General features: G+C 59.1%; 13 protein-coding genes. 12 read left to right on the top strand and 1 reads right to left on the bottom strand.

Features of this window, described 5'->3' with window-relative positions; all coding sequences use genetic code 11:
- Positions 1 to 60 precede the first annotated feature (60 nt).
- The 3 genes from ACQZ5K_RS10725 to ACQZ5K_RS10715 are packed head-to-tail and all read left to right on the top strand — an operon-like array spanning position 61 to position 1,456.
- The gene (locus ACQZ5K_RS10725) at positions 61 to 354 is read left to right on the top strand and encodes a YciI-like protein (protein WP_142779828.1); all 294 of its coding nucleotides are present in this window, start codon (positions 61 to 63) and stop codon (positions 352 to 354) included.
- A gap of 6 nt (positions 355 to 360) precedes the next feature.
- Positions 361 to 804 (top strand): EVE domain-containing protein, encoded by a 444-nt coding sequence (locus ACQZ5K_RS10720; protein ID WP_003523502.1) that lies wholly within the window; start codon positions 361 to 363, stop codon positions 802 to 804.
- 7 nt (positions 805 to 811) lie between these two features.
- Positions 812 to 1,456: a class I SAM-dependent methyltransferase gene (locus ACQZ5K_RS10715; RefSeq protein ID WP_448740337.1), complete on the top strand. Its 645-nt coding sequence runs from the start codon at positions 812 to 814 to the stop codon at positions 1,454 to 1,456.
- 53 nt (positions 1,457 to 1,509) lie between these two features.
- On the opposite strand, the gene ACQZ5K_RS10710 is transcribed toward ACQZ5K_RS10715, so the two are convergent.
- Entirely contained in the window at positions 1,510 to 1,890 is a 381-nt protein-coding gene (locus tag ACQZ5K_RS10710) for a hypothetical protein (RefSeq protein ID WP_448740336.1), read from the bottom strand.
- A gap of 306 nt (positions 1,891 to 2,196) precedes the next feature.
- On the opposite strand from ACQZ5K_RS10710, the gene sdhC reads away from it, so the two are divergent.
- The 9 genes from sdhC (at position 2,197) to sucD (ending at position 10,915) form a co-directional block, all read left to right on the top strand.
- Complete coding sequence (gene sdhC / locus ACQZ5K_RS10705; RefSeq protein ID WP_448740335.1) at positions 2,197 to 2,589, top strand: succinate dehydrogenase, cytochrome b556 subunit; 393 nt, start codon at positions 2,197 to 2,199, stop codon at positions 2,587 to 2,589.
- An 11-nt stretch (positions 2,590 to 2,600) separates the two neighbouring features.
- On the top strand, positions 2,601 to 2,981 hold the full coding sequence (gene sdhD, locus ACQZ5K_RS10700) for a succinate dehydrogenase, hydrophobic membrane anchor protein (RefSeq protein WP_003523507.1): 381 nt from the start codon (positions 2,601 to 2,603) through the stop codon (positions 2,979 to 2,981).
- A 7-nt stretch (positions 2,982 to 2,988) separates the two neighbouring features.
- On the top strand, positions 2,989 to 4,830 hold the full coding sequence (gene sdhA, locus ACQZ5K_RS10695; RefSeq protein WP_448740334.1) for a succinate dehydrogenase flavoprotein subunit: 1,842 nt from the start codon (positions 2,989 to 2,991) through the stop codon (positions 4,828 to 4,830).
- Between the two features lie 15 nt (positions 4,831 to 4,845).
- A complete protein-coding gene (locus ACQZ5K_RS10690; RefSeq protein ID WP_003523509.1) occupies positions 4,846 to 5,625 on the top strand; it encodes a succinate dehydrogenase iron-sulfur subunit in 780 nt (259 codons plus the stop codon).
- A 205-nt stretch (positions 5,626 to 5,830) separates the two neighbouring features.
- Complete coding sequence (locus ACQZ5K_RS10685) at positions 5,831 to 6,373, top strand: protease inhibitor Inh/omp19 family protein (RefSeq protein ID WP_448740333.1); 543 nt, start codon at positions 5,831 to 5,833, stop codon at positions 6,371 to 6,373.
- 92 nt (positions 6,374 to 6,465) lie between these two features.
- Entirely contained in the window at positions 6,466 to 7,629 is a 1,164-nt protein-coding gene (zapE, locus tag ACQZ5K_RS10680; protein WP_448740332.1) for a cell division protein ZapE, read from the top strand.
- Between the two features lie 178 nt (positions 7,630 to 7,807).
- Entirely contained in the window at positions 7,808 to 8,770 is a 963-nt protein-coding gene (gene mdh / locus ACQZ5K_RS10675; protein WP_003523512.1) for a malate dehydrogenase, read from the top strand.
- 31 nt (positions 8,771 to 8,801) lie between these two features.
- Positions 8,802 to 9,995: an ADP-forming succinate--CoA ligase subunit beta gene (gene sucC / locus ACQZ5K_RS10670; RefSeq protein ID WP_448740331.1), complete on the top strand. Its 1,194-nt coding sequence runs from the start codon at positions 8,802 to 8,804 to the stop codon at positions 9,993 to 9,995.
- Between the two features lie 17 nt (positions 9,996 to 10,012).
- Positions 10,013 to 10,915: a succinate--CoA ligase subunit alpha gene (gene sucD, locus ACQZ5K_RS10665; RefSeq protein WP_448740330.1), complete on the top strand. Its 903-nt coding sequence runs from the start codon at positions 10,013 to 10,015 to the stop codon at positions 10,913 to 10,915.
- Positions 10,916 to 10,972 lie beyond the last annotated feature (57 nt).

Below are 10,972 nucleotides of genomic sequence, written 5' to 3'. Positions count from 1 at the left end.
CGGGTCTTCGTTCCAAACCGCTGACGCGTTTGGAAGACATGTTTTAACGAGGAGACGAAAATGCTGTTTGCCTTTATCTGCAAGGACAAGCCCGGCCATCTGAATGTGCGCATGGAAACGCGCCCGGCGCATCTGGAGCACCTGAACAAGCTGAATGCCGAGGGCACGCTGAAGATCGCCGGTCCGTTTCTGGATGCCGAAGGCAAGCCGAATGGCAGCCTCGTGATCGTTGACGCCGCCGATATCGATGCCGCGAAGGCGCTTGCCGATGCCGATCCCTACGCCAAGGCCGGCCTGTTCGAAAGCGTTGACGTGAGGCCCTATAATTGGGTCTTCAACAATCCGGGAGCATGACCGGATATGGCGAATTACTGGCTTTACAAGTCCGAGCCGTTCAAATGGTCCTGGGAAATGCAGAAGGCCAAGGGCGAGGCGGGCGAAGAATGGACCGGCGTGCGCAATTATCAGGCGCGCAACAACATGCGCGCCATGAAGATCGGCGACAAGGGTTTCTTCTACCACTCCAATGAGGGGCTGGATGTCGTCGGCATCGTCGAAGTCTGCGCATTGTCGCATCCGGACTCGACCGCCGAAGGCGATCTGAAATGGGATTGCGTGGATATCCGCGCCGTGTGCGACATGCCGCAGCCCGTTTCGCTGAAGGATGTGAAAGCCAATCCGAAGCTGGCGAAGATGTCGCTTGTCACCTCCATGCGGCTTTCCGTGCAGCCGGTGACGGAAGAGGAATATCTCGAGGTCTGCCGCATGGGCGGTCTCGCCAATCCGCCGAAGTCACCGGACTGATGCTTCGGTGAGGACCGATCCCGAACGCTTCATTCTCGACAATACCGCCATCATGCATCCGCCGCATGTGCCGGAGTTGCGTCTTCATCTCGCCACCGAAGCCCATGAGCTGTGGTTGAAGACGGAGGAGGAGCTGGAAGCGATCGGTCTGCCGCCGCCCTTCTGGGCCTTCGCCTGGGCCGGCGGGCAGGGGCTTGCCCGCTACGTTCTCGATCATCCCGACAGCGTGTCCGGCAGGCGCGTGCTGGATTTCGCCAGCGGCTCCGGTCTGGTCGCCATCGCTGCTGCAAAGGCGGGCGTGGATACTGTTCTGGCGGCCGATATCGATCCGTGGACAGAGACGGCCATTCGGCTGAACGCGGCTCTCAATGAGGTGGACATTGCTTTCACCGGGTTCGATCTGGTTGGGAAAGCGGTCGAAGCGGATGTTCTGCTGGCCGGCGACGTGTTTTACGACCGCGCCTTTGCCGAACTTCTCGTACCGTGGTTTCTGGAACTGACGGAAAAAGGCGTGAGCGTTCTCGTCGGCGATCCAGGACGCGCTTATTTGCCCAAAGAGCGGCTCCGCGCGGAGGCGACCTATCAGGTGCCGGTGACGCGGGCGCTGGAAGACAGCGAAGTGAAGAAGACCACGGTGTGGCGTTTCATCTGATCAGCGCATCGCGCATTTGCAGTAAAACGCTTCATGCTTTTACCGGAAATACTCTATGGCCGGATAATGCAGACACCATGCTCGTAGGCGCAGACGTCGCCAGCGGTTTCAGCACGGACATCGATGATTTTCGCCTTTGGCGCAAGCTGCGCGCCCGTCGCAACCGCTGCGCCTTTCCGTGAAAGCCCGCCGCCAATTGCGAAATAATTACCATTGCCGCGAACGCGTAACGCCGATATCGCACCGACGTAAGTGCCGCCGGGGAGGGTGGACGGCAGCCCGTCCGTCGAGAAGCTCACCTGCGATTGACGATGTTCATAGTTGTGCTGATAATCACGGCGGCCATAAGAATTCTCTGCCGCCGCTGAAGGCACCACAGTGAAAATGACGCCTGCGACCATCATGGTCAAAGCGGCGATTCGGCGCTGTAACATGAGCCTCATTCTCCGGATTTTCTTGGTTAACCAAAGGTAAATTACACGATTCATGAATTACGTAAAGGTAAATATTTTAGGGGCGTAAATCTTGGAAACGCTCGATTTTTTATTTTGACGCAAAAAAATTCCAAAAAAAATTCGTGAACCAATCGATTAAATTGGAATCGGCCATGAAATGTGCTTGTCGTGATGCTCCCATGTGATTAAACGTCGCGGTTGGTGCAATGCACATTCTTTCGTCATGTGCTGTTGCTTGGGGGCGTCCTGTCTGATGGGCGCACGGGAAAACGCCGCGAGGTTCTGATGGCGAATGCGACTAATAACCGGCCTCTGTCGCCGCATCTTCAAGTTTACAAGCTGATTCCGACGATGGTTGCATCCATCGTGCACCGCATCACGGGCGGCGCGCTTTATTTCGGAACGCTTCTGGTTGCCTGGTGGCTGATCGCTGTCGCCTCGGGTCCTGCCTATTACGACTGGGTCAACTGGGCGATGGGTACGATCATCGGCAGGCTCATCCTGATCGGATACACCTGGGCTTTGGTTCATCACATGCTTGGCGGCCTTCGCCATTTCATGTGGGATCTGGGCTACGGCTTCGAAAAGCACTTTACCACCAAGCTGGCAAAGGCCTCGTGGGTGGTGTCGATCTGTCTGACCGCGCTGATCTGGGTCATTGCCCTGATCGTGCGCTGAGGAGATTTTTCATGGATATGCGTACACCTCTCGGAAAGGTTCGCGGCCTCGGCTCCGCCAAGGAAGGCACCGACCATTTCTGGCGTCAGCGCGTGACTGCGGTCGCCAACGTTCCGTTGCTCACCTTCTTTGTCGTCTTCCTCATCAGATATGCCGGCGCGCCCTATCCTGAGGTCGTTGCGGCGCTGTCGAACCCGCTCGTTGCGGTCATCATGGCTCTGGTTTTGGTTTCCGGCCTCATCCACATGAAGCTCGGCATGCAGGTCATCATTGAAGACTACATTCACGCCGAGGTTTCGAAGCTCGTTCTTCTGATGCTCAATATGTTTTTCGCGGTTCTCATTGGCGGTCTTTGCATCTTCGCCATTCTGAAAATCGCATTCGCAGGATAATCCCGCCATGGCATCGATCAGTTCACCTTCCCAGAATGGCAAGGCCTACACCTATGTCGATCACTCCTATGACGTGATCGTGGTGGGCGCCGGCGGCGCGGGTCTGCGCGCAACGCTCGGCATGGCGGAACAGGGTTTCCGCACGGCCTGCATCACCAAGGTTTTCCCGACGCGCTCCCACACGGTTGCGGCGCAGGGCGGCATCGCCGCATCGCTTACCAACATGACGCCCGACTGTTGGCAGTGGCACCTTTACGACACCGTAAAGGGTTCCGACTGGTTGGGTGACGTCGACGCGATGCAATATCTCGCCATGGAAGCGCCGAAGGCGGTCTATGAGCTGGAACATTACGGCGTGCCTTTCTCGCGTAACGAAGAAGGCAAGATCTACCAGCGCCCCTTCGGCGGCCATATGCAGAATTACGGTGAAGGCCCGCCGGTGCAGCGCACCTGCGCCGCCGCCGACCGTACCGGCCACGCTATTCTGCACACGCTCTATGGCCAGTCGCTGCGCAACAATGCGGAATTCTTCATCGAGTATTTCGCGCTCGACCTCATCATGTCGCCGGATGGCCGTTGCACGGGCGTCGTGGCGTGGAACCTCGATGACGGCACGATCCATCGCTTCTCCGCCAAGATGGTGGTGCTGGCGACCGGTGGTTACGGCCGCGCCTATTTCTCGGCCACCTCTGCCCACACCTGCACCGGCGATGGCGGCGGCATGATTGCCCGCGCCGGCCTGCCGCTTCAGGACATGGAATTCGTGCAGTTCCACCCGACCGGCATTTACGGCGCAGGCTGCCTCATCACCGAAGGTGCACGCGGCGAAGGCGGTTATCTCGTCAACTCCGAAGGCGAGCGCTTCATGGAGCGTTATGCACCTTCCGCGAAGGATCTTGCGTCGCGCGACGTTGTCTCGCGCTGCATGACGATGGAAATCCGTGAAGGCCGCGGCGTCGGCAAGAACAAGGATCACATCTTCCTGCATCTCGATCACCTCGATCCAGCGATCCTGCATGAGCGTCTTCCGGGCATTTCCGAAAGCGCGAAGATTTTCGCCGGTGTCGACGTCACCCGCGAGCCGATCCCGGTCCTGCCGACGGTTCACTACAATATGGGCGGTATTCCGACCAACTATTGGGGTGAAGTGCTGAATGCCGATGCCAACAACCCGGAACGCATCGCGCCCGGCCTGATGGCTGTTGGCGAAGCCGGCTGCGCCTCGGTTCACGGCGCCAACCGCCTCGGTTCCAACTCGCTGATCGACCTCGTGGTCTTCGGCCGTGCAGCGGCGATCCGCGCCGCTCAGGTCATCAATCGTGACGAGGCTGTTCCCGCTCTCGATACGGCTGCCTGCGACAAGATCATGGAGCGCTTCAACGGCCTGCGTTACGCCAACGGCTCGACGCCGACGGCGGTGCTGCGCGACAAGATGCAGCGCGCCATGCAGGACGATGCGGCCGTGTTCCGCACGCAGGAATCGCTGGAAAGCGGTTGCCAGCGTCTTTCCGCCATCTGGAAGGAACTGCCTGACGTCAAGGTCACCGACCGTTCGATGGTCTGGAACTCCGATCTGGTCGAGACGCTCGAGCTGCACAACCTCATGGCCAATGCGATCACCACGGTCTATGGCGCGGAAGCGCGCAAGGAAAGCCGCGGTTCGCACGCCCGCGAGGATTTCGTCGACGGTCCGTTCGCCGGTCGCGACGACGTGAACTGGCGCAAGCACACGCTTGCCTGGGTCAGCCCGGAAGGCGACGTGAAACTCGACTATCGCCCTGTTCACACTGACCTGATCGCCGACGGCATCGATCCTAAAAAGATCGAGCCGAAGGCGCGCGTCTACTGATTTGAGGAACTGGATATGGTTGAACTCGCTCTCCCCAAGAATTCTCAGATCAGCGAAGGCAAGGTCTGGCCGAAGCCGGACGGCGCCAAGAATGTGCGCGAATACCGCATCTATCGCTGGAACCCGGATGACGGTCAGAACCCGCGCATCGACACCTATTATATCGATGTCGACGATTGCGGACCGATGGTTCTCGATGCGCTTCTTTACATCAAGAACAACATCGACCCGACGCTGACGCTGCGCCGCTCCTGCCGCGAAGGCATTTGTGGCTCCTGCGCCATGAACATCGACGGCACCAACACGCTCGCCTGCACCAAGGGCATGGAAGAGATTAACGGCACGGTGAAGGTTTATCCGCTGCCGCATATGCCTGTCGTGAAGGACCTCGTTCCCGATCTGTCGAACTTCTACGCCCAGCACCGCTCCATCGAGCCCTGGCTGAAGACGGTTTCGCCGACGCCCGCCAAGGAGTGGAAGCAGAGCCATGAGGACCGCTTGAAGCTCGACGGTCTTTATGAGTGCATTCTCTGCGCCTGCTGCTCCACCTCCTGTCCCAGCTACTGGTGGAATGGCGACCGTTATCTTGGTCCGGCCGTTCTGCTGCAGGCCTATCGCTGGCTGATCGACAGCCGCGATGAGGCAACCGGCGAGCGTCTCGACAATCTCGAGGACCCGTTCCGTCTTTATCGCTGCCACACCATCATGAACTGCGCGCAGGCCTGCCCGAAGGGCTTGAACCCGGCCAAGGCGATCGCGGAAATCAAGAAGATGATGGTCGAGCGCCGCGTTTAAAGGCGATTCGCTGACGACAGAAAATTTAGCGGGCCGCGGTCTCGACCGTGGCCCTTTTTACAACCCGGCGTGGGAAAATTCGGTAAAAATCGACCGAAATGGTAATTATCCCGGCCATCGCTTGCGCAAGATAAGGCTTTGGTAATAATTCAGCCTTCTTGTTTGATCATGATCTTTCCGGAAGCGAGAGAATCGGGAGCTTGATATGCAATTCAGATATGTGGTGACGGGCCTTGCGGTTGTGATGACTCTCGCCGGTTGCCAACGTACCTCCTACGATTACAACAACAACACCAGCAACAATCCCGGTTATACGCCGCCTTTGCAGGCGCAGCCGGTGCCCTCCGTCCAGTCCGGCGCCCTGCCGCCGCCCGGTGGCGCCACGGGCGGCCAGTTCCCGTCGGCACCTGCCTCGGCCGCCCCCGGTGGAACCAATGTCGCTTCTGCCGCTCCGCCGGCAGCCGCACTTGACGTTACCAAGGAATCCATGGTCGGCAACTGGCGCGTTTCCAATGGCGGCGCCAATTGCGATATGTTCCTGACACTCACCAACCTCGGCAGCGGCTCGCGTGGCGGCACGCGCGGTTGTGCGGGCGAGCTGACGGCGATGGGATCCTGGGAAGTGTCCGGCAAGATGGTTCTCTTCAAGAACCGTTCGGGTGACACGATCGGCCGCGTCTACAAGAGCGCCGATGCGCGCTTTGATGGCACCACCAATAGCGGCCAGCCGCTCAGCCTCAGCCGATGAGTCTTTCCGGTGCAGCCGGAACGCTCTTTTCGCTCTAAGCCTGTCCATTCGTCGCGGGTGCCTTTGTGCGCCCGCGTCCGAGGCGTTTATCCATGAAGCCTTTGCCTGACTACAATCATAGTGTCGTTGAACAGCTCAACGCATTGACGGCAGCTGGCACCTTGCAGGCCGATGCCGCCCAGCTTGGCGTGGCGGCGCATCTGGACCGTATCCTTGCCGATCTGAAGGCGCGCAAGCCCGCCAAAAAGAAGAGCGCGCTCGGCTGGATGTTTGCGCGCAAGTCCGGGCCTGCGGCAGCCGTCAAGGGACTATATGTCTATGGCAGCGTCGGCCGCGGCAAGACGATGCTGATGGACATGTTCTACGAGATGGCTCCCGTTTCCTCCAAACGGCGCTGCCATTTTCATGAATTCATGGCGGATGTGCATAATCGCGTGCATGCGCATCGGCAGAAGCTGAAGAATGGCGAAACCAAACAGGCCGATCCGATTCCGCCCGTCGCGGCCCAGCTCCTGGCGGAAGCGGAGCTTTTGTGCTTCGACGAATTTACGGTCACGGATATTGCCGATGCGATGATCCTTGCGCGGCTGTTCAGCGAGCTGTTCGCCAATGGCTGCACATTGGTGACGACGTCCAACGTCGTGCCGGACAATCTCTACAAGGACGGTCTCAATCGCGGCCTGTTCCTGCCGTTCGTCGATCTCTTGAAGAAACATGTAGAGGTGGTGACGCTGGACAGCCCCACCGACTACCGGATGGAGAAGCTGGAAAGCCTGCCCGTCTATGTCACGCCGCTTGACGGTTCGGCGGATCAGGCGATGGACATGGCCTGGCGGCACATGATTGCCGGTCACCTCGTTGCACCGACCGAGATACCGATGAAGGGCCGTTCCATTCTGGTGCCGCGCGCCAGCGGCCGGATCGCTCGCTTTTCCTTTTCTGATCTTTGCGAAAAGCCGCTTGGTGCTTCCGACTTCCTTGCCATCGCCAATCGTTTCGACACGGTCTTTATCGACCATATCCCGTTCTTGAATGCGGACAAGCGCAACGAGACCAAGCGTTTCATCATCCTCATCGACGCGCTTTACGACCACAGCGTCCGGCTTTTTGCCTCCGCTGCCGCCATGCCGGAAGACCTGCTCGGCAAGCGCAAGGGGACCGAAGGTTTCGAGTTCGATCGCACCGCCTCGCGCCTGTTTGAAATGCGCAGCGCGGATTATCTGGCGCTGCACCACGAAAAACGCCAGAAAGTTTGACACTTTCGTGACGCATTTTCTTACGTTTACGTAAGAAAATAATGATCTAAACGATTGAAAATATTCACCACAAAAGAATCTGTTGCCTATTTTGGCCAATGGGTCTAATCGGAGTGCGACAATTTGGCTGCCGGTTTGGCGCGGTGAAATTGAATTGAAGCTCAAGAGGAAGCATTCGATGGCTCGCAAAAAGATTGCACTTATTGGTTCTGGCATGATCGGCGGCACGCTGGCGCATCTCGCCAGCCTGAAGGAACTGGGCGATATCGTCCTCTTCGATATTGCTGACGGCATCCCGCAGGGCAAGGGCCTGGATATTGCCCAGTCCGGCCCGGTTGAAGGCTTCAATGCAAAGCTCACCGGCGCTTCCGATTACGCTGCCATCGAAGGTGCTGACGTCTGCATCGTCACCGCTGGCGTTGCCCGCAAGCCTGGCATGAGCCGCGACGATCTTCTCGGCATCAACCTCAAGGTCATGGAGCAGGTCGGCGCCGGCATCAAGAAATATGCCCCGAACGCTTTCGTCATCTGCATCACCAACCCGCTCGACGCCATGGTCTGGGCGCTGCAGAAGTTCTCCGGTCTGCCGAAGAACAAGGTCGTCGGCATGGCCGGCGTTCTCGACAGCGCCCGTTTCCGCCTGTTCCTCGCCGAAGAGTTCAACGTTTCGGTTGAAGACGTCACCGCCTTCGTTCTCGGCGGCCACGGCGACACCATGGTGCCGCTCGCACGCTACTCCACGGTTGCCGGCGTTCCGCTGACCGATCTCGTCAAGATGGGCTGGCTGACCGCCGAGCGCCTTGAGCAGATCATCCAGCGCACCCGTGACGGCGGCGCGGAAATCGTCGGCCTGCTGAAGACCGGTTCGGCCTATTACGCGCCGGCCGCTTCGGCAATCGAAATGGCTGAATCCTACCTCAAGGACAAGAAGCGCGTTCTGCCCGCCGCTGCCCACCTCTCGGGCCAGTATGGCGTTGACGACATGTATGTCGGCGTGCCGACCATCATCGGTGCCGGCGGTATCGAGCGCATCATTGAGATCGAACTCAACAAGGAAGAAGAAGCCGCCTTCCAGAAATCCGTCGGCGCTGTCGCTGGTCTTTGCGAAGCCTGCGTCAACATCGCTCCGTCGCTGAAGTAATAGCCTAGCGGCTCCAAACAGGGATTATTCCATGAATATTCACGAATATCAGGCCAAGGCTCTTCTGAAGGGCTACGGCGCGCCGGTTGCTGAAGGCGTCGCCATTCTCAAGGTCGAAGAAGCCGAAGCTGCCGCCAAGCAGCTTCCCGGCCCGCTCTACGTCGTCAAGAGCCAGATCCACGCTGGCGGCCGCGGCAAGGGCAAGTTCAAGGAACTCGGCCCGGACGCCAAGGGCGGCGTCCGTCTGGCGAAGTCCATCGACGAAGTCGTTTCCCACGCCAAGGACATGCTCGGCAACACGCTGGTAACGGCGCAGACCGGTGAAGCCGGCAAGCAGGTCAACCGTCTCTACATCGAAGACGGCGCCGACATTGCCCGCGAACTCTACTGCTCGCTGCTGGTTGACCGTTCCGTCGGTCAGGTTGCTTTCGTGGTTTCCACGGAAGGCGGCATGGACATCGAAGCTGTCGCCCACGACACGCCCGAAAAGATCCACACCATCGCCATCAACCCGGAAAAGGGTGTGAGCGACGCTGACGTTGCCGTGATCTCCAAGGCTCTCGAGCTTGATGGCGTTGCTGCGGAAGACGCCAAGGCGCTGTTCCCGATCCTCTACAAGGCCTTCAACGAGAAGGACATGGCTCTCCTCGAGGTCAACCCGCTGATCGTCATGGAAAATGGCCATCTGCGCGTTCTCGACGCCAAGATGTCCTTCGACGGTAACGCGCTGTTCCGCCACGACGATGTCAAGGCGCTGCGCGACGAAACCGAAGAAGACGCCAAGGAAATCGAAGCCTCCAAGTGGGACCTCGCTTACGTGGCACTCGACGGCAACATCGGCTGCATGGTCAACGGTGCAGGTCTTGCCATGGCGACGATGGACATCATCAAGCTTTACGGTAAAGAGCCGGCTAACTTCTGCGACGTCGGCGGCGGCGCCGGCAAGGAGAAGGTTGCGGCAGCCTTCAAGATCATCACGGCTGACCCGAAGGTCGAGGGCATCCTCGTCAACATCTTCGGCGGCATCATGAAGTGCGACGTCATCGCCGAAGGCGTGATTGCCGCGGTGAAGGAAGTCGGTTTGCAGGTTCCGCTCGTTGTTCGCCTCGAAGGCACCAACGTCGAACTTGGCAAGAAGCTTCTCAACGAATCTGGCCTTGCGATTACGGCTGCTGACGATCTGGACGACGCAGCCAAGAAGATCGTCGCGGCGATCAACGGCTAATTGAGGGACCGGAAATAATGTCTATTCTTGTTAATAAAGACACGAAGATCCTTGTTCAGGGTCTGACCGGCAAGACCGGCACCTTCCACACCGAACAGGCACTTGCCTATTACGGCACGCAGATGGTCGGCGGTATTCACCCGAAGAAGGGTGGCGAAACCTGGACCGGTTCCAAGGGCGAAAGCCTGCCGATCTTCGCAACGGTTGCCGAAGCCAAGGAAAAGACCGGTGCAGACGCATCCGTGATCTACGTTCCGCCGGCAGGTGCAGCCGATGCCATCATCGAAGCCATCGATGCGGAAATTCCGTTCATCACCTGCATCACCGAAGGTATCCCGGTCTTGGACATGGTTCGCGTCAAGGCTCGCCTCGACCGCTCCAAGTCGCGCCTGCTCGGCCCGAACTGCCCGGGTATCCTGACGCCGGAAGAATGCAAGATCGGCATCATGCCGGGCTCCATCTTCCGCAAGGGTTCGGTCGGTATCGTCTCGCGCTCCGGTACGCTCACCTATGAAGCCGTGTTCCAGACCTCCAATGAAGGCCTCGGTCAGACCACGGCTGTCGGTATCGGCGGCGACCCGGTCAAGGGCACCGAGTTCATCGACGTGCTGGAAATGTTCCTCGCTGACGACGCCACGCAGTCGATCATCATGATCGGCGAAATCGGCGGATCGGCTGAAGAAGATGCGGCACAGTTCCTGATCGACGAAGCCAAGAAGGGCCGCAAGAAGCCGATGGCCGGCTTCATCGCAGGCCGTACGGCTCCGAAGGGCCGCACCATGGGCCACGCCGGCGCTGTCGTTTCCGGCGGCAAGGGTGACGCAGAGTCCAAGATTGCAGCCATGGAAGCGGCCGGCATCAAGGTATCGCCTTCCCCGGCGCGCCTCGGCAAGACGCTGGTTGAAGTCCTCAAGGGCTGAGACCACATGATATCGGTAACGGGCGGCGCGGCTTCAATGCCACGCTGCCCGATGCCG

It is taken from the genome of Agrobacterium sp. 22-226-1, assembly GCF_053522345.1.
Note: the sequence above shows the minus strand (reverse complement) of the source record. Positions and strands in the feature narration are given on the sequence as shown.